An 18,534-nucleotide genomic window follows, 5' to 3' on the forward strand; every position below is an offset into this window, starting at 1 on the left:
CCATGCTGAACATCCAGAACCTGCACGCCGAAGTCGACGGCAAGGAAATCCTCAAGGGCCTGAGCCTGTCGCTGAACGCGGGCGAAGTGCACGCGATCATGGGGCCGAACGGCGCCGGCAAATCGACGCTGGGCTATGTCCTTGGTGGCCGTAATGGCTATGCAGCCACCAGCGGCAGCGTGACCTTCGACGGGCAGGATCTGCTGGAACTCGAACCGCACGAGCGCGCCGCCGCCGGGCTGTTCCTCGGCTTCCAATATCCGGTCGAGATCCCCGGCGTGTCGAACGTGCAGTTCCTGCGCGAGGCAGCCAATGCCCAGCGCCGCAACCGCGGCGAGGCACAGCTTTCGGGCGCCGAGTTCCTCAAGCTGGCGCGCGCCCAGGCGGCGGCGCTCGGCATGGATGCCGAGATGCTCAAGCGCCCCGTGAACGTGGGCTTCTCGGGTGGCGAGAAGAAGCGTAACGAGATGGTGCAGATGGGGATCCTGAACCCCAAGCTCGCCATTCTCGACGAGACGGACAGCGGGCTCGACATCGACGCGCTGAAGGCGGTGGGCGAGGGCATCAACCGCATCATGCGCGCGCCCGACAAGGCGGTGCTGCTGATCACCCATTACCAGCGCCTGCTCGATTATGTGCAGCCGGACTTCGTCCATGTGCTGGCAGGCGGCCGCATCGTCCGCTCGGGCGGGCCGGAACTGGCGCTCGAGCTCGAGCGTGAGGGATACGGGGCACTCGCGGCATGACGATGTTTCGCGCAGAGGCGCAGAGGCGTCCCGCCCGCCGCGAACGCGGCCCTCTCTTCGCACCGATCTTCAAACGCTATTCGGCTGTGAATATGGCTGAGGCCGCAGCGCAGCACATCACCTCTGCGCTCTCTGCGCCTCTGCGCGAACAAAATCTTCGCGTCTTCGCGCCTTCGCGTGAAAAAATTTTTGGCACGCAAAGGCGCGAAGACGCGAAGGAGTTGGGCGCATGACGGTGCTCGATCTTCCCTCGGCGCGTCAGGAAGCGTGGCGCTGGAGCGACATGGAGGCGCTGCGCGCCGCTGCTGCGAGCCCGCAGGCACCCGCCGGCATCAATCCGGCGGACCTGTTCCTCGACATCGACGGCCCGCGCCTGTGCTTCGTCGACGGCGTGTTCGAGCCTGCGCATAGCCGCCCGGGCCCGGTGGAAGTGACGCGCCAGATCGCCGCGACCGACCACCCGCTCGGCAGCCTGGCGATCGGCGAGGGCTGGGCGCTGCACCTGGGGGCGGAACATGCCGCGACCTGCATCCAGATCGTGCATCTCGGCACCGGCGGCGAGAACCATGTGCCGGCGCGCATCCTGCTCGCGGACGATGCCGTCGCGACGCTGGTCGAAACCTTTGCCGGTACCGGCTGGGCCAACCGGCTGACCGCGATCGCGCTGGGCAAGGGCGCGCGACTGATGCGCTCGGTGCGGCTGGTGCAGACCGGCGGCTTCGTCTCGATCCGTGACGAGGCGGAAATCGGCGAGGCGGCGAGCCTGGTGTCGATCTTCCTCGGCGCCGGCGGCATGGGCAGCCGGATCGACGGCGCGCTGACGCTCACCGGCAAGGGCGCTTTCGCCGAGATGGGCGGCGCGCTGCTCACCAGCGGCACGCAGCGGCAGGAAGCGGCGGTCGCGGTGCGGCACGAGCAGATCGAGGGCACGTCGCGCCAGATATGGCGCGCGGTCGCGGCCGACCAGTCGGTGGCCAGCCTCGCGGCCCGCGTCGAAGTCGCGCGCGGCGCGCAGCAGACCGACGGCGAACAGTCGCTGCGCGGGCTGCTGCTCCAGCGCACGGCGACGGTGAACCTCAAGCCCGAACTCGAAATCTTCGCCGACGACGTGAAGTGCGCGCACGGCGCGACGGTCGGCGAGCTCGATCGCAACGCGCTGTTCTACCTCCAGAGCCGCGGCATCGGCGAGGCGCAGGCCAAGGCGCTGCTGACGCACGCCTTCGTGACGGACGCGCTCGCGCGGATCGGCGAAGAGCCGGTCCGCGAAGCGTTCGCGGCCGATGCGGCGGCTTGGCTGGAGGCGGCGCTGTGAGCGTACTGACCACCGCAGCCCCGCTGGACGTGCTGGCGGACTTCCCCGCGATCCCGGCCGGCTGGGCCTATCTCGATACCGCCGCCACCTCGCAAAAGCCCCGCCCGGTGCTTGAAGCGATCGCACGCGGCTATGGCGAAACCTATGCCACCGTCCATCGCGGCGTGTACCAGCGCTCGGCCGACATGACGCTCGCCTTCGAGGCGGCGCGGGCGCGGGTGGCCAGGTTCATCGGCGGCAAGCCGGAGGAAGTGGTGTTCGTCCGCGGCGCGACCGAGGGGCTCAACCTCGTCGCCCAGTGCTACGCGGCCACCCAGCTCCAGGCAGGCGACCGCATCCTGCTCTCGGCACTCGAGCACCATTCGAACATCGTGCCCTGGCAGATGGCCGCCGAGAAGATCGGCGCACAGATCGACGTCGTGCCGCTCACCGCCGACCAGCGCATCGACCTCGACGCGATGGCGGCGATGCTGACCGACCGGCACAAGCTGGTGGCGCTCGCCCATGTCTCGAACGTGCTCGGCTCGGTGCTCGACGTGAAGCGGGCTACCGAGCTGGCGCACGGCGTCGGCGCCAAGATCCTGATCGACGGTTGCCAGGCGGTCGCACGCCTGCCGGTGAACGTCGCCGAACTCGGCTGCGACTTCTACGTCTTTTCCGGCCACAAGCTCTACGGCCCGACCGGCATCGGCGTGCTGTGGGGTCGCTACGAGCTGCTCGACGCGATGCCGCCCTATCAGGGCGGCGGATCGATGATCGACCGGGTGACCTTTGCCAAGACGACCTACGCCCCGCCGCCGGGCCGCTTCGAGGCGGGTACGCCGCATATCGTCGGCGTGGTCGGGCTGCACGCGGCGATCGATTATGTCGACAGCATCGGGCTCGATCGCATCCATGCCCATGAAACCGCGCTGGTGACCGAGACGCGTGCCGCGCTCGCGGGGATCAACAGCGTCCGGCTGTACGGGCCGGCGGACAGCGCCGGCATCGTCAGCTTCGCGGTGGAGGGCGTGCACCCGCACGACGTCGCGACGATCCTCGACGAGGGCAATGTCGCGATCCGCGCCGGGCATCATTGCGCCCAGCCGCTGATGGAATTGCTGGAGGTCCCCGCCACCGCGCGGGCGAGCTTCGGCGTGTATAACGGGCCGGCGGACGTCGCCGCGCTCGTGCGAGGAATCGAACGAGTGACGAGGATCTTCGGATGAACGAAGAACGCAGGATCATGGTGGAAGAGGTCGACGCCGTGGAAGCGCCGCCCAAGGCGCGTGTCGACGATGCGCCGGAGGCAGCGCCCGAGCGCAAGCGCGACTATCTTTCGGGTTTCCTCTCGCAAAAGCCCGAGGAACCCTCGGCCGGCGAGCCGGGCGGGCCGCTGTACGAAGCGGTGATCGAAGCGCTCAAGGAAATCTATGACCCCGAAATCCCGGTCAATATCTATGATCTGGGGTTGATCTATGGCGTCGATATCACCGCCAACGGCCATGCCGCGGTCACCATGACGCTGACCACGCCGCATTGCCCGGTCGCGGAATCGATGCCCGGCGAAGTCGAACTGCGGGTAAGCGCGGTACCGGGCATCGCCACCGCCGACGTCAACCTCGTCTGGGACCCGCCCTGGGATCCGCAGAAGATGAGCGACGAGGCGAAGCTGGAACTGGGGATGTTGTGATTTCCAACCCCCTCCCGCGTGCGGGAGGGGGTTGGGGGTTGGGGGTGGGGCCCCGGCACCCAATATCCGAAGCGCTCGCGGAAATCGGGCGCCCACCCCTCGGTCCCTCCCACATGCGGGAGGGGAAGAAGGTAGAAGAGACGATGACCACCGCGACCACCCCCCGCCAGCGCCCTGCCGCGCTGCTCCTGACCCCCGCCGCCGAGGCGCGCATCGCCGCGCTGATGGCGAAGGCGCCGGAAGGCACGGTCGGCGTCAAGCTCTCCACCCCGCGCCGCGGCTGCTCGGGCCTCGCCTATTCGGTCGATTATGTCGCCGAGGCCAAGCCGCTGGACGAGAAGATCGAAACCCCCGGCGGCACCTTCTTCATCGATGGCGCCTCGGTGCTGTACCTGATCGGCTCGACGATGGACTGGGTGGAGGATGATTTCACCGCCGGCTTCGTCTTCACCAACCCCAACGCCAAGGGCACCTGCGGCTGCGGCGAGAGTTTCATGGTCTGATCGCGCTTCGATATGCGTGAGCTTTGTGAACTTCGTGGCTGCTGCAAATCTGTCGCGACCGTGAACTTTGTGAACTTAGGCTAAATTTCGGCTGGCGCGCTGAACGCTGCCGGCCGCCCGGAACAAGAGGAAAAACAATGCCCTATCCGCAGCCCTATGTCGCCGATGCCGCCCGCTATGACGGCCGGATGCCCTATCGTCGTTGCGGCGTCAGCGGGCTCGATCTGCCGGCGATCAGCCTGGGCCTCTGGCAGAATTTCGGTGGCGCGGACGTGTTCGAAAATGGCCGGGCCATGCTGCGCCGCGCCTTCGACCGCGGCGTCACCCATTTCGATCTCGCCAATAACTACGGTCCGCCCTACGGCTCGGCCGAGGAGAATTTCGGCCGGGTGCTGGCGACCGATTTTGCCAGCCATCGCGACGAACTGATCATCTCGACCAAGGCGGGATGGGACATGTGGCCGGGGCCCTATGGCGATGTCGGCGGCAGCAAGAAGTATCTGATCGCCTCGTGCGACCAGAGCCTCAAGCGGATGGGCCTCGACTATGTCGACATCTTTTATTCGCACCGCGTCGACCCCAAGACGCCGCTGGAGGAGACGATGGGCGCGCTCGCCCAGATCCACCGCCAGGGCAAGGCGCTCTATGTCGGCATCTCCAGCTATTCGCCCGAGCTGACCCGCAAGGCCGCCGCGATCCTGGCGGAGTACAAGGTGCCGCTGCTGATCCATCAGCCGAGCTATTCGATGCTCAACCGCTGGATCGAGGAGAGCCTGCTCGATACGCTGGAAGACCTGGGCACCGGCTGCATCGCCTTTTCGCCGCTGGCGCAGGGGATGCTCACCCGCAAGTATCTGAACGGCGTGCCGGAAGATGCGCGTGCGTCGAAGGGCGGATCGTCGCTCGACACCCGGCTGCTCTCGGAGGAGAACATCGCCCGCATCCGTGCGCTCAACGCCATCGCCGAGAAGCGCGGCCAGACGCTGGCGCAGATGGCGATCGCCTGGGTGCTGCGCGATCCCCGCGTCACCTCGGCGCTGGTCGGCGCGCGGACGGTGCAGCAGCTCGACGATTCGCTCGATGCGGTGAAGAATCTCGATTTCTCGGCCGAGGAGCTCGCGGAAATCGATACCCATGCAACCGAAGGCGCGATCGATCTTTGGAAGGTATCGTCCACGCTTGAGGATCTGCCGCAACGATGAGCGTCGCCTTCCGTCGCGAGAGCGATGAGGAACACAAGGAACCGAAGTTCGAGCTGCCACTGCCGGCCGGGCCCAATCTGGTCACGGCGGCGGGGCCGGCGCTGATCGCGGGCAAGATCGCCGCGCTGGAGGCCGCGATCGAGGCCGAAGGCGAGGACGAGGCCAAGGAAAGTCTCAAGCGTGAGCTGCGCTATTGGAACACCCGCGCCGCCACCGCACAGGTCGCGCCGCCGCTCGAGGACGGCGTGGCGGGTATCGGCGCACGGGTGCGGATTCGGCTCAACGGGCGCGAGCGGGTGATCGAGATCGTCGGCCATGACGAGGCCGATCCGGCGGCCGATCGGCTGGCGTTCCAGGCGCCGCTCGCCCATGCGCTGCTCGGCGCGGAGGAAGGCGAGCGGATCGATTTCGGCGGCAAGGCCGAGGCGATCGACGTGCTGGCGGTGGAGGCGCTTCAGAGCAAGGTGACATGATGCCGGCCAGCGGTATCAATGGGCTCGGATGACGAGATCCAGGACCGGGCTCCTTCTCAATCGCTCAACCAATTCGCTGCGATCATGCCCCGATGCCCATCCGGCGCCAGCGCGGCGCGCAGGGCTTCCAGCAGCGGAGGCAGCGCCTGCATGAAGGCATAGGGCGGATTGACGATGAATAGGCCCGCGCCGTTATAGATGCCGGGCTGATCGTCGTCATACAACCAATGCTCCACCGAAAGGAATTTCGGGATGTCGAGCCTGCGCAACTTGTTCTTCCACTGCTGATGCGTCACGCGATCCTTCAGCGGATACCAGATCACCGTCACGCCATGCGCCCATTTGCGGTGCGCGGCGGCAAGCGTGGCGGTGATGCGGGCGCGTTCATCCGTCTGCTCGTACGGCGGATCGACCACCACCACGCCGCGCGGCGTTCGGGTCGGCAGCATCGCCAGCCAAAGCTCATAGGCATCGCGTTCATGCACGGCAGCGGGCGACCCGCGCATCGCGCTGCGCAGCGCAACCGCATCCTCGGGATGTTTTTCGTTGAGGATCAGCAGGTCCTGCGGGCGCAGCAGCTGCGCCAGGAACTGCGGCGAGCCGGGATAGAGATGCGGATCCGCCCCGACATTCACCGCCCGGACGGCCGCGCGATACTCGTCCAGCAAGGGGTTCGCATCGGCAAAGGCCCGCAGCACGCCCTGGGCGGCCTCGCCGGTGCGCTGGGCCTGCTCGCCGCCCAGGTCGTAGAGCCCGCAGCCGGCATGGGTGTCGATCAGGGTCAACGCGCTCGGCTTTTGCTGCAAGGCCCGGACCAGGGCGATCAGCAGGCTGTGCTTCACGACATCGGCGCTGTTGCCAGCATGGAAGGAATGGCGATAATTCATTGAGATCCAGAACCCTGCCGATATGGCCTCGAACGCGCTACCGGGCGAGGAGGCCGATCGCGAGACGGTGGAAGGCATCAACGCCCCGCTGATCGAAGCCTCAAACCAGCTTTCGCGGTCGGCGGCAACCGGCAGCAGGGGCGTCGGTGATCCGCAATCCCGCCGGCCGCTTCCCACGCACCCGCCAAGTTGCAGGATTGCCCCTACGTGCCGCGGCTACTATCGCTCCGGCTGGAGACTTCCTCGAACTGGCCCGGTGCGATCCCGGCGACCGACCAGTCGCCGATCGACCAGCGGACCAGTCGCAGCGTGGGCAATCCCACTGCCGCCGTCATCCGGCGCACCTGCCGGTTGCGCCCTTCGCGGATAGTGATCTTCAGCCAGCTGTCGGGGATGGACTTGCGTGCACGGATCGGCGGATCGCGCAGCCACAGGTCCGGCGCGTCGATCCGCGCCACCTCGGCCGGCAGGGTCAGGCCGTCGTTGAGCCGGACGCCCTGCCGCAAGGGCTCCAGATCCGCGTCCTGCGGATCGCCTTCCACTTGCACGAGATAGGTCTTGGGCATCTTGAAGCGGGGATCGGCAATGCGCGCCTGCAGCCGCCCGTCGTCGCACAGCAGCAGCAGGCCCTCGCTGTCGCGATCTAGCCTGCCGGCGGGATAGACGCCCTTCACCGCGATGAAGTCCGACAGGGTCGACCGAAGTGTCGGCGATCCGCGGTCGGTGAATTGCGACAGGACCCCGAAGGGTTTGTTGAACAGGAGCAGCCGGGCCATCCCGCGCCCATATCGTCCGGGTGCGGCTATGTCTTCAGGCGCATCCAGCCCGCCCCGCCAGTCCCAGCCGGAAGCGGTCTGTCGGCGCGCCTGCTTTCTCGGCGGGCATGTCACAGCATTTGGAGGATGGTGACGGGGCGGCTGCTTGTGCGCCGTTCGCGAACGCGCGGCCTCGCCTTTTCCCTCTTACGCCCCCTTCCGCGAACGGGAGGGGACGTAAGAGCCGGGATGGGGATCAGCCCTCCAGCGCCGCCAGATCGAACGCGATCACGTCCTGTCGCTGGGTGCCGAGGCCCGAAATCCCCAGTTCCATCACGTCGCCGGGCTTGAGGAAGATCTTCTCCGGCTTCTGGCCTTCCCCGACACCCGGGGGCGTGCCGGTGATCAGCAGGTCGCCGGGGTGCAGCGTGATGAAGCGGCTCATATATGCGATGCATTCCGCCACCGGGAAGATCATCGTCGACGTGTTGCCGGTCTGCATGCGCTTGCCGTTGAGGTCGAGATACATGTCGAGCGCCTGGCAGTCCGCGATCTCATCCGGCGTGACCAGCCAAGGGCCCACCGGTCCGAAGGTATCGCATCCCTTGCCCTTGTCCCACTGGCTGCCAAGCTCCTTCTGGAAGGCACGCTCTGACACGTCGTTGGCGAGGACATAGCCCGCGACATGGTCGAGCGCGTCGGCCTGATCGACATAGCGGCAGGTCTTGCCGATGATCACGCCCAGTTCGACTTCCCAGTCGGTCTTCTGCGCGCCCTTGGGGATCATCACAGGATCGTTCGGGCCGGTGAGGCACGAGATCGCCTTGGTGAAGAAGATCGGCTCGGGCGGCGGCTCGAGACCGGCTTCGCGGGCGTGATCGGCATAGTTGAGGCCGATCGCGAGGAACTTGCCGATGTTCGCCACCGGCACGCCGAGGCGGACATCGCCCTCGACCAGCGGCAGGGTGGTGGGATCGACCGCGCGGAGCCGCTCGATCACGTCGACGGTAAGATCCGGCACCAGGCCGGACAGATCACGGATACGGCCGTCGGCATCCAGCAGGCCGGGCTTTTCGGCGCCGCGCGGGCCGTAACGAAGCAACTTCATGCAAGCGTCCTCAATTGGGGATGAAAGACGATTGCGCGATAGCGGCATTCCGCGCGCTTGCCAAAGCGCGATTTGCCATGCGTTCCCGGCATCGGATCGGCGGTGCCGGGGGCGCCGCCGCCCGGCCTCAACTCACCCGGCGGAGGTGCTTGCCGCCATAACGCTGGCCGAGATAGGCGGACAGACGCTGCAGATAGTTGCGCGCGCTCTCGGCCTTTTCCGGGCAGCAGGGCAGGGGGTTCTTGCTGATGCCAGCGGCCCGACGCTCGACCTTCTGGCACAGCAGTTCGATGTCCTGCCGAGACAGCAGGTTCTTCTCCCGCATCACGCAGAGAAGGCTTTCGAGGATGATCAGCGTTTCGTCCCCGGCCTGCACGGGAGGCATTTGGCCCGATTGCGACTCGTTCTGCAGCACCGCATCTCTCCTTCTTTATTGGTTCCAGAGAGTATGCGGATTTTTGCAGGTGGCAAGCGCCTACTCGAGCCCGCCGCCTAAGGTTCTATACAGAGTCACCAGGTTGCTCGCCCGGGTCAGGCGGGTGGCGACCAGCTGCTGCTCCGCCGCATAGGCACTACGCTGCGAATCCAATGCGGTAAGGAAGGAATCGACGCCTGCCCGATAGCGCGCGTCCGAAAGCCGGGCGGCGACATCGGCCGCCTGGGCGCGGGCGCTCTGGGCGCGCATCTGCTCGTCGATCGTCCCGCGTTGGGCCAGCGCATCGGAGACTTCGCGAAACGCGGTCTGGATCGTCTTCTGATAGGTCGCAACCGCTGCTTGCTGCGAGGCACGGGCATATTCGAGATTGCCCTGGTTGCGGCCGAAATCGAAGATGTTGACCGAAGCGGTCGGGGATACGGTGTAGGTGTCGGTGCTGGCTCCGAACAGCTTGCGTACCGCCGAGCTAACCGCGCCGGCCGTCGCCGTGAGCGAAAGGCGCGGGAAGAAGGCCGCGCGCGCTGCGCCGATATTGGCATTCTGTGCGATCAACTGATGCTCGGCCTGCAGCACGTCGGGGCGCCGCAGCAGCACTTCCGACGGCAGGTCGCCCGGCAGGGCGTCGATTGTCGCCTTGCCGTCGCCCAGCTGCTCCGGCAGCAGCGCTTCCGGCACGGGTGCGCCGGTGAGCAACTGCAGCGCGTTGATGTCCTGCGCGATGCGGGTCTTCGCGGTGGCGACGTCGTTGCGGGCCGATTCGTAGCTCGTCTCAGCCTGGCGGGACGCGAGTTCCGATGCGGTGCCGATGCGGAACTGGGCGCGGGTCAGCTCTAAGGACTCCTCGAAGGCCTTGAGCGTCCGCTCTGCGATCGCGAGCTGTTCGCGATCCGACGCCAGCGTCAGCCAGGCACCGGCAATCTCGCCGATCAGCGATACCCGTGCCGCGCGCTGTGCCTCCCCGCTCGCGAAATATTGTTCCTGTGCCGCGCGGCTCAGGTTCCGCAGCCGACCGAACAGGTCGATCTCGAACGACGTGATGCCCCCGGCGACGCTGAAGTTCTGAATGTCCTGCACGCCGGCATTGCCCAGTGCCCCGCCCGCGCTCGCCGCGAACTGCGCGGTGTTGGTGTAGGTGCCGGTGCCGCTTACGCCGAGCGAGGGGAAAATGTCCGCCCGCTGGGTGCGATACTGCGCCCGCGCCTGCAGCACGTTCGCAGCGGCGAGGCGCAGGTCCTGGTTGTTGTCCAGCCCCAGCTGGATCACTTGGCGCAGGCGATCGTCGACGAAGAAGTCGCGCCAGCCGATCTTGCTGATATCCGGGGCGTCGCTTGCCGCCGCCGGATAGACGCCGCCCTGAGGCAGCGCGGCCGGCACCGCCGGCTCCGGCCGGCTGTACTTCGGGGCGAGGTTGCAGCCGGCGAGCGCAGTGCTCGCTGCCAGGGTGAGGAGCAGGGGGAAACGATTGGTCACGGCCGTCAGGCTCCCTGGGGCGCGGATGCGCCGCCGTCATGGGTGGTTTCGGTGGGCGTGCCGCCCTTGGTGCGGCGGCGGTCGAACAGGTTGCGCACCACCACGAAGAACATCGGCACCAGGAAGATGGCGAGGATCGTCGCGGAGAGCATGCCGCCCACCACCGAGCGGCCGATCGCGTTCTGGCCGCCGGCGCCTGCGCCGGTGGAGATCGCCAGCGGCAGCACGCCGAAGATGAAGGCAAGGCTGGTCATCAGGATCGGCCGCAGGCGGAGCTTGGCGGCTTCCACCGCTGCGTCGAAGGCGCTCATGCCCTCGCGCATCCGTTCCTCGGCGAATTCGACGATCAGGATCGCGTTCTTCGCCGACACGCCGATCGTGGTGATCAGGCCGACCTGCAGGTAGATGTCGTTGTTGAGGCCGGTGAGCTTCGCCGCGAGCAGCGCGCCGACCACCCCGAGCGGCACCACCAGGATGACCGAGATCGGCACCGACCAGCTCTCGTAGAGCGCGGCGAGGCAGAGGAACACGATCAGCAGCGACAGCGCATAGAGTGCCGGCGCCTGGCCGCCCGACAGCCGCTCCTCGTACGACAGGCCGGTCCACTCCAGCTGGGTGCCCGGCGGCAGCTTGGCGTGGATCGCCTCCATCGCCGCCATCGCATCGCCGGTCGATACGCCGGGCGCGGGCGTACCGAGGATTTCCATCGCCGGCAGGCCGTTGTAGCGGGTGAGCTGCACCGGCGCCTGTTCCCAGCGAAGCGTGGAGAAGGCGGTGAACGGCGTCATCGTGCCGGTGGCGCCGCGGACGTACAGGTTGGCGATGTCCTCCGGCGCCAGACGATAGGGGGCATCGGCCTGGACGTAGACGCGCTTGACGCGGCCGCGGTCGACGAAATCGTTGACATACGCGCCACCCCAGGCGCTGGCGATGGTGCTGTTGACCGAAGCCAGATCGAGGCCAAGGGCCTTGGCCTTGTCCTGGTCGATATCGACCTTGAGTTGCGGCGCGTCTTCGAGCGAATTCGGTCGCACGCCCACCAGGCGCTTGTCCTGCATCGCCATGCCCAGCATCATGTTGCGCGCCATGAGCAAGCGTTCATGGCCGATGCCGCCGGTATCGACGAGTTGCAGGTCGAAGCCGGTCGCGTTGCCCAGTTCCTGCACGGCCGGGGGCGTGACCGCGAAGATCAGTCCGTCGCGATATTGCAGAAAGGCACCCATTGCCCGACCAACCATCGCCTGTGCGGAGTTGCCGGCGCCTGGACGATCTTTCCAGTCCTTCAGCGGGATGAACGCGAGGCCGCTGTTCTGGCCGGCGCCGGCGAAGCTGAAGCCGTTGATCGTGAACACGCCCTGGACGTTGTTCCCCTCCTTCTGGAGGAAGTGATCGCGCACGAGCTCGAGGCCCTTGTCGGTGCGCGCCGAGGTGGCGCCCGCCGGGCCCTGGACCAGCGCGATTGCGATGCCCTGGTCCTCGTCCGGCAGGAAGCCCGAGGGAAGGCGCAGGAACAGGAAGGCCATGCCGCCAATGATCAGCAGATAGACCAGACCCGAACGCTTCCAGCTGCGGGCGGTGCTGCGCACGCCCTGCTCGTAGCGGCGCTGGCCGTTGTCGAACTTCTCGTTGAACCAGCGGAAGAAGCGCGCCAGCAGCCCGTTGCCTTCCGCCTTGTTGGGATCGTGCGGCTTGAGGATGGTGGCGCACAGCGCCGGCGTGAGCACGAGGGCCACGAACACCGAAAGCACCATCGCCGAGACGATCGTGATCGAGAACTGGCGGTAGATCACGCCGGTGGAGCCGCCGAAGAACGCCATCGGCAGGAACACCGCCGACAGGACGAGGGCGACGCCGACCAGCGCGCTGGTGATTTCGTCCATTGATTTGCGGGCGGCGTCGATCGGGCTGAGATGTTCGGTGGTGATCAGGCGCTCGACATTCTCGACCACGACGATCGCGTCGTCGACGAGCAGGCCGATCGCCAGCACCATGCCGAACAGGGTGAGCGTATTGATCGAGTATCCGGCGATCGCCATCACCGCGAAGGTGCCGAGCAGCACCACCGGCACCGCGATCGTCGGGATCAGCGTGGCGCGGAAGTTCTGCAGGAACAGGAACATCACCAGGAAGACGAGCACCACCGCTTCGATCAGCGTGTGCACCACCTGTTCGACCGACAGACGGACGAACGGCGTGGTATCGTACGGGTAGATGACCTTGATGTCGGACGGGAAGGTCTTGGCAATCTCGTTGACGCGGGCCTTGACCAAGTCGACCGTGGTCAGCGCGTTGGCGCCGGGGGCGAGCTTGATGCCGATGGCGGCGCCGGGCTTGCCGTTCCACTTCGAATCGAAGCCATAGCTTTCCGCACCGATCTCGACACGGGCGACGTCGCCCAGGCGCACCACCGAGCCGTCGGTACCGCTCTTCAGGCGGATCTGCGCGAACTGGTCCGGCGTGGTCAGGCGCGACTGGACCGAGACGGTGGCGTTGAGCATCTGCTCCTTCGGCGCTGGGCGGGCGCCCAGCTGGCCGGCGGAGACCTGCGCATTCTGCGCCCGGATCCCCGCGGTCACGTCGTCCATCGTCAGGGCGAACTTGTTCAGCTTCACCGGATCGACCCAGACGCGCATCGCGTACTGCGAACCGAAGATCTGGGTATCGCCGACGCCGTTCACGCGCGACAGCGGATCCTGCAGCTTGGACACGGCATAGTCGGCAAGGTCGGTGCCGCTATGCGACCCGTCTGCCGAATAGAGGCCGATCACCACCAGGAAGTTCTGGGTGGCCTTGGCGACCTGAATGCCCTGCTGCTGCACTTCCTGCGGCAGAAGCGGCGTGGCCGCCTGCAGCTTGTTCTGCACCTGCACTTGGGCGATGTCCGGATTGGTGCCCTGCTCGAAGGTGAGCGTGATGGTCACCGTGCCCGCGGACGAGGACGAGGACGAGAAGTAGCGAAGGTGGTCGATCCCCTTCATCTGCTGCTCGATGATCTGCGTCGTCGTGTTTTCCAGCGTTTTGGCGTCCGCGCCCGGATAGGTGGCGGTGATCGAGACGGCGGGCGGCGCGATGGCGGGGAACTGGGCGATCGGCAGCGTGCGGATCGCAAGCACGCCGGCCAGCATGATGATGATCGCGATGACCCATGCGAAGATGGGCCGATCGATGAAATAGCGCGACATGGGCGGTTACTTCCCCTGGGCGGGAGCGGCTGCGCCCGGCTGGCCCTGCGCGGGCTTGGCATTCGGGTTCCAGGGCTGCGGGGTGACCGGCATGCCCGGGCGCAGCATCATCGCGCCCTCGACGATCACCTTGTCGCCCGGCTTCAGCCCGCCGGTGACGATCCAGCTGTCGCCGGCGGTGCGGCTGGTCTGGATCGGGCGCGGCTCGATCTTGTTCTCGGCGCCGACCACCAGCACCACCGGGTTGCCGCGCTCGTCGCGGCTTACCGCCCGCTGCGGAACCACCATGGCCTTCTGCTGCGTGCCTTCGACGAGGTGCGCGCGGACGAACATGCCCGGCAGCAACAGGGCATTGGGGTTGGGAAACAGCGCGCGGATGATCTGGCTGCCGGTGGCCGGATCGACCGTCACGTCGGCGAAACGCAGCGTGCCCTGAGCGCCATAGTCGTTGCCGTCTTCCAGCTTCAGCCCGACCCGGGCGTTGCCATCCTTGGCGACCTGACCTGCCATGATCGCCTGGCGCAGCTTGAGCACGTCCGCGCTCGACTGCTGGATGTCCACATAGATCGGGTCGAGCCGCTGGATCGTCGTCAGCGCATTGGCTTGCGAGGCCGAGACCAGCGCGCCGGTGGTGTAGATCGAGCGGCCGATCCGGCCGCTGATCGGCGCGCGGATCGTGGTGCGGGCGAGGTCGATCTCGGCGGTGGCGAGCGCGGCGCGCTGGGCGGCCACGTCGGCGCGGGCCTGTGCCGCGCTGGCGAGAGCGTTCTCGTAATCCTGCTTCGAAATCGCGTTGATCTTGACCAGTTCGCCGTAACGACGGGCGAGCGCCTCGCTGTTGGCGATCGTTGCCTGGGCGCGGGTCAGCGCGGCGCGTGCGCTGGCGACGGCGGCGCGATAGGGCGCGGCGTCGATTCGGTAGAGCGGCTGGCCCTGGCGGACCATGTCGCCTTCGGTGAACAGCCTTTCGAGGATGATGCCGTTGACCTGCGGGCGCACGTCCGAGCTCTCATAGGGGCTCAGGCGGCCGGGCAGTTCGCTGGTGAGCGGCACGGCCTGCTGCTGGACGACGATGAAGGAAACCGGAGGCGGTGCGGCCTGCTGGCCACCCGCGCCGCCGGGGGCTCCAGCACCCTGCTGCTGGGACTGACCGCCACAGGCGGCGAGGACGAGCGCGAGAGCCGGCGCGGTGTGACGGAAAAAAGTCATGCGGAAGCCTGCCGTTGTGATATATGTGAGTGAACGTTCGCTCACATTCGCCGCTACTGCGAAGTGAGTGACTCGGTCAAGATAGTTTTATAGGGGGAGTGGATGGCAGAAACCATGGAAGAGAGCGGCGTTCCTCTTCGCGATAAGGCGTTGCTGCGACGCGAGAAAATCGTCTCGGCAGCCCGCAGGTTGTTCATTGCGAACGGTTTTCATGCGACCGGGGTGGCGCAGATCGCGAAAGAGTCCGGCATTGCGGTCGGTCAGATTTATCGTGATTTTTCGTCCAAGGAGGCGATCGTCGCGGAAATCGTCCATGCCGATTGCGTCCTTTTCCTGTCGGCCGATTCGCTGCGCTGCGGGATTGAGCGTGGTGATCCCGAATTCGTGTGGACTTGGCTGGCGGATTTCGTTCGTCCCGAAGCCGGCGAATCGGATCCGTTATTCGCCGAGATCGTGGCGGAGGCGGCACGTAATCCGCGGGTGGCTGCCATCTTTGAAGAAATTCGCGAAGATGTCGAAGGCATCATGCGCTCCGCGTTGGCGGCGCTGGTGCCCGGCGAGAGGTTGGCTGATCGTCGTGCGATGCTGGCCGACCTTATCACCGCAACGGCAATGGGGCTGATGCAGCACCGCTTGCTGCACAATCGCAGCAATAGCGATCTGGCAACGGACTTGGTGCTGAAGATGATCCGGCGCGAAATCGCGGAAATGCAGGCCGAAGCGGCATGCGACTGAACGCCGTCGCTTTCTGGAAAGCCCTTCGACGATGTGCGAGAGGGGCGGTATGACTCTCGATCCCTCAAGGCATCGCATCGCGTTGTTCGTCACCTGCTTGGTGGATGCGATGCGGCCGCGCGTGGGCTTTGCCGCGCTGCGGGCGCTGGCCGATGCCGGGTGCGACGTCGTGGTACCGGAGGCGCAGACATGCTGCGGCCAGCCCGCGCTGAACTCGGGCGACCGCGCGACAGCGACTGACTTCGCCCGCCGCAACGTGGCGATGCTGGAAGACTATGACGCGATCGTCGTCCCCTCGGGCAGCTGCGCCGGCACGATCCGCTGCCACTATCCCGAGCTGCTCGCCGACGATCCCGAATGGTCGGCGCGGGCCGAGGCGGTGGCGGCGAAGACCTGGGAGATCCTCGCCTATCTCGACGCACGCGGCTGGCGTCCGGAGGGCGTGACGCTGCCGGCGACCGCGACCTATCACGACAGCTGCTCGGGCCTGCGCGAGCTCGGCATCAAGGCGCAGCCGCGGCGGCTGCTCGGCGCGGTCGACGGGCTGGACCTGGTCCCGTTGGCGGGAGAGGAGACGTGCTGCGGCTTCGGCGGCACTTTCTGCGTGAAATATCCGGCCATCTCCAACGCCATCGCCGACGAGAAGGCGGCGGCGGTGGAGGCGACGGGCGCGGGGCTGCTGCTCGCGGGCGATCTCGGCTGCCTGATGAACATGGCGGGCAAGCTCCACCGGCGCGGGGCGGACGTCCGCGCCTTCCACACCATCGAGGTGCTGGCCGACATGGCCGACGGCCCGGCGATCGGCGAAGCGCAATGAGCCGGGCGTTCGACGCGCGGGTCGATGCCGCGCTCGCCGACCGCCAGCTCAAGATCGCGGTCGAGCGCACCGCCGGCACTGCCGAGGCCAAGCGCGGGGCCGCGATCGGCGCCTGGCCCAGCTTCGGCGCGGCGCGCGAACGGGCGGCGGCGATCAAGGACCATGTGATCGCCAATCTGGGCGCGTACCTCGTCCAGTTCGAGGCGGCGGCGACCGCTTCGGGGGCGACGGTCCACTGGGCCGCGACCGCCGACGAGGCCTGTGCGATCGTCGTCGAGATCTGCCGCAAGGCCGGTGCGAAGAGCGTGGCGCGCTCCAAGTCGATGCTCGGCGAGGAGATCGGCCTGCCGCATGCGCTCGAGGCGGCGGGCATCGGCCGGGTCGAGACCGATCTCGCCGAGCACATCATCCAGCTCGCCGGCGAGCGGCCTTCGCACATCATCTGGCCGGCGATGCACAAGACGCGCGAGCAGGTCTCCGAACTCTTCCATGCCCGCCATCGCGAGCCGCATGTCGAGGAAAGCATCGTCGCGATGGCGGCGAGCGCCCGGCGGCAGTTGCGCGGCGAGATGCTGGGTGCCGATGTCGGCATCTCGGGCGCCAATTTCCTGATCGCCGATAGCGGGCAGGTGTGTACCGTCACCAACGAGGGCAATGCCGAGCTGTCGCTGGTGCCGCCGCGCGTCCATATCGTCACCGCAGGAATCGAGAAGCTGGTTCCGTCGATGGACCATGCCGTACACCTGTTGCGGCTGCTCGCTCGATCGGCGACCGGCGCGGCGCTGACGCAATATACCACCTTCTATGCCGGGCCGAAGCGGGCAGGGGACCGCGACGGGCCCGAGGAGATGCACATCGTGCTGGTCGACAATGGCCGCAGCGCGATGCGCGACGACGGGCTGGCCGAGATGCTCCGTTGCATCCGCTGCGGCGCGTGCATGAACCACTGCGTGGTATTCCGCCAGATCGGTGGCCATGCCTATGGCGGCACCTATCCGGGGCCGATGGGATCGGTGCTGACCCCCGCGCTCGACGGGCTGGCGGCGAGCCGCGATTTGCCCAATGCGTGCACGATGAACGGCAAGTGCCAGGAGGTCTGCCCGGTCGCCATCCCGCTGCCGACGCTGCTGCGCGGCTGGCGCGAGAAGAGCTGGCGCGAGGGGCTGGAGCCGGTGACGCTGCGCTCCGGGCTGGGCCTCTGGGCCTGGGCGGCGCGGCGGCCTTGGCTGTACCGTGCAGGGGTGCGCTGGGCCATCCGCGCGATGCGGCTGGCCGGGCGCGGCTGGATCGCGAAGCTGCCGCTGGCCGGTGGCTGGACCGGCGGGCGCGACTTTCCCGCCCCGGCGGCGGAGAGCTTTATGGACCGCTATCGAAAGGGCGAACGATGAGCGCACGCGACGCGATCCTGGCGCGGCTGGGGCCCGCGCGCGACCCCGCGGTGCTGGCGGCGGAGGCGGCCTGCCTGCTCGCCGGCGAGGAACGCGAGCGGCCGGCGGGGCCGGAGGATCTGGTGGCGCGTTTCCTGGCGCAACTCGCGCTGCCGAGCGTGGCGGCGACGCATGCGCGGATCGGGGCGCTGGCCGAATTGCCGGGGGCGGTGGCGGGGTATCTCGCGGCCGAGGGTGCGGCACCGGCGCTGTGGCTGCCGCCCAACGCGCGGGTGGCGGGGCTCGACTGGACCGGGGTGACCCGGCTGGCGGACTGCCCGATCGACGACGGCACGGTGCTGGCGTTTGCGCGGACCGGGGTGGCGGAGACGGGCTCGCTGGTGTTCGAGACGTCGCCTGAAGCCCCGATGCTGCCCAACTTCCTGGCGCTGCGCCACATCGTCGTGCTGGACGTCGCCGCACTGGTTCGCTGGCTGGAGGATGCGGCGCCCGGCGGCGCGGTGCCGCGCGCGCATTACTGGGTAACGGGCGTCAGCGGCACGACCGACATCGAAGGCACCTATGTCCGCGGGGCCCATGGGCCGCGGTTTTTGCACGTGGTGCTGGTGGGGTAGCGTCAATAAAAAACTATCCGTGACT

Annotated in this window: 19 protein-coding genes; 12 read left to right on the plus strand and 7 right to left on the minus strand. The window is 67.4% G+C overall.

The window, feature by feature from the left end; genetic code table 11:
- Positions 1-2 precede the first annotated feature (2 nt).
- The 8 genes from sufC to DD559_RS04830 all read left to right on the plus strand — a co-directional run bounded on the left by sufC (position 3) and on the right by DD559_RS04830 (position 5,908).
- A complete protein-coding gene (gene sufC, locus DD559_RS04800; RefSeq protein WP_116468175.1) occupies positions 3-746 on the plus strand; it encodes a Fe-S cluster assembly ATPase SufC in 744 nt (247 codons plus the stop codon).
- Positions 743-979 carry a hypothetical protein gene (locus DD559_RS19575; protein WP_133243775.1) on the plus strand — a complete coding sequence of 79 codons (237 nt, stop codon included), beginning with the start codon at positions 743-745 and terminating at the stop codon, positions 977-979. Before sufC ends, DD559_RS19575 begins: the two co-directional genes overlap by 4 nt.
- Positions 976-2,058, plus strand: coding sequence for a SufD family Fe-S cluster assembly protein (locus tag DD559_RS04805; protein ID WP_116468176.1), 1,083 nt, complete (start codon positions 976-978; stop codon positions 2,056-2,058). Before DD559_RS19575 ends, DD559_RS04805 begins: the two co-directional genes overlap by 4 nt.
- On the plus strand, positions 2,055-3,266 hold the full coding sequence (locus DD559_RS04810; protein WP_116468177.1) for a cysteine desulfurase: 1,212 nt from the start codon (positions 2,055-2,057) through the stop codon (positions 3,264-3,266). Before DD559_RS04805 ends, DD559_RS04810 begins: the two co-directional genes overlap by 4 nt.
- The gene (locus DD559_RS04815; RefSeq protein WP_116468178.1) at positions 3,263-3,730 is read left to right on the plus strand and encodes an SUF system Fe-S cluster assembly protein; all 468 of its coding nucleotides are present in this window, start codon (positions 3,263-3,265) and stop codon (positions 3,728-3,730) included. The genes DD559_RS04810 and DD559_RS04815 overlap by 4 nt, the downstream gene beginning before the upstream one ends.
- A gap of 143 nt (positions 3,731-3,873) precedes the next feature.
- Positions 3,874-4,233, plus strand: coding sequence for a HesB/IscA family protein (locus DD559_RS04820; RefSeq protein ID WP_116470722.1), 360 nt, complete (start codon positions 3,874-3,876; stop codon positions 4,231-4,233).
- A gap of 137 nt (positions 4,234-4,370) precedes the next feature.
- Complete coding sequence (mgrA, locus tag DD559_RS04825) at positions 4,371-5,435, plus strand: L-glyceraldehyde 3-phosphate reductase (RefSeq protein WP_116468179.1); 1,065 nt, start codon at positions 4,371-4,373, stop codon at positions 5,433-5,435.
- Positions 5,432-5,908: a GreA/GreB family elongation factor gene (locus tag DD559_RS04830; RefSeq protein ID WP_116468180.1), complete on the plus strand. Its 477-nt coding sequence runs from the start codon at positions 5,432-5,434 to the stop codon at positions 5,906-5,908. The genes mgrA and DD559_RS04830 overlap by 4 nt, the downstream gene beginning before the upstream one ends.
- A 56-nt stretch (positions 5,909-5,964) precedes the next feature.
- On the opposite strand, the gene DD559_RS04835 is transcribed toward DD559_RS04830, so the two are convergent.
- From DD559_RS04835 to DD559_RS04865, 7 genes are all read right to left on the minus strand, one after another.
- A complete protein-coding gene (locus DD559_RS04835; protein WP_116468181.1) occupies positions 5,965-6,795 on the minus strand; it encodes a 23S rRNA (adenine(2030)-N(6))-methyltransferase RlmJ in 831 nt (276 codons plus the stop codon).
- 203 nt (positions 6,796-6,998) lie between these two features.
- The gene (locus DD559_RS04840; protein ID WP_116468182.1) at positions 6,999-7,571 is read right to left on the minus strand and encodes a pseudouridine synthase; all 573 of its coding nucleotides are present in this window, start codon (positions 7,569-7,571) and stop codon (positions 6,999-7,001) included.
- 235 nt (positions 7,572-7,806) lie between these two features.
- Entirely contained in the window at positions 7,807-8,658 is an 852-nt protein-coding gene (locus DD559_RS04845; RefSeq protein WP_116468183.1) for a 2,4-didehydro-3-deoxy-L-rhamnonate hydrolase, read from the minus strand.
- 127 nt (positions 8,659-8,785) lie between these two features.
- Positions 8,786-9,073, minus strand: a complete 288-nt coding sequence (locus DD559_RS04850; protein ID WP_240610125.1) for a hypothetical protein — start codon at positions 9,071-9,073, stop codon at positions 8,786-8,788.
- A gap of 60 nt (positions 9,074-9,133) precedes the next feature.
- The gene (locus DD559_RS04855; protein WP_116468184.1) at positions 9,134-10,564 is read right to left on the minus strand and encodes an efflux transporter outer membrane subunit; all 1,431 of its coding nucleotides are present in this window, start codon (positions 10,562-10,564) and stop codon (positions 9,134-9,136) included.
- A 5-nt stretch (positions 10,565-10,569) separates the two neighbouring features.
- Positions 10,570-13,746 carry an efflux RND transporter permease subunit gene (locus DD559_RS04860; protein WP_116468185.1) on the minus strand — a complete coding sequence of 1,059 codons (3,177 nt, stop codon included), beginning with the start codon at positions 13,744-13,746 and terminating at the stop codon, positions 10,570-10,572.
- Between the two features lie 6 nt (positions 13,747-13,752).
- A complete protein-coding gene (locus DD559_RS04865) occupies positions 13,753-14,955 on the minus strand; it encodes an efflux RND transporter periplasmic adaptor subunit (protein WP_116468186.1) in 1,203 nt (400 codons plus the stop codon).
- A 102-nt stretch (positions 14,956-15,057) separates the two neighbouring features.
- On the opposite strand from DD559_RS04865, the gene DD559_RS04870 reads away from it, so the two are divergent.
- Genes DD559_RS04870 through DD559_RS04885 form a run of 4 tightly spaced genes read left to right on the plus strand, consistent with a single transcriptional unit; the run spans position 15,058 to position 18,509 of the window.
- Positions 15,058-15,690, plus strand: a complete 633-nt coding sequence (locus tag DD559_RS04870) for a TetR/AcrR family transcriptional regulator (RefSeq protein WP_240610126.1) — start codon at positions 15,058-15,060, stop codon at positions 15,688-15,690.
- A 49-nt stretch (positions 15,691-15,739) separates the two neighbouring features.
- A complete protein-coding gene (locus tag DD559_RS04875) occupies positions 15,740-16,507 on the plus strand; it encodes a (Fe-S)-binding protein (RefSeq protein ID WP_116468187.1) in 768 nt (255 codons plus the stop codon).
- Positions 16,504-17,895: a lactate utilization protein B gene (locus DD559_RS04880; RefSeq protein ID WP_116468188.1), complete on the plus strand. Its 1,392-nt coding sequence runs from the start codon at positions 16,504-16,506 to the stop codon at positions 17,893-17,895. The genes DD559_RS04875 and DD559_RS04880 overlap by 4 nt, the downstream gene beginning before the upstream one ends.
- Positions 17,892-18,509 carry a LutC/YkgG family protein gene (locus DD559_RS04885; protein WP_116468189.1) on the plus strand — a complete coding sequence of 206 codons (618 nt, stop codon included), beginning with the start codon at positions 17,892-17,894 and terminating at the stop codon, positions 18,507-18,509. Before DD559_RS04880 ends, DD559_RS04885 begins: the two co-directional genes overlap by 4 nt.
- Positions 18,510-18,534: the final 25 nt, after the last annotated feature.

Source organism: Sphingomonas pokkalii (assembly GCF_003096275.1).
GTDB lineage: Bacteria > Pseudomonadota > Alphaproteobacteria > Sphingomonadales > Sphingomonadaceae > Sphingomonas > Sphingomonas pokkalii.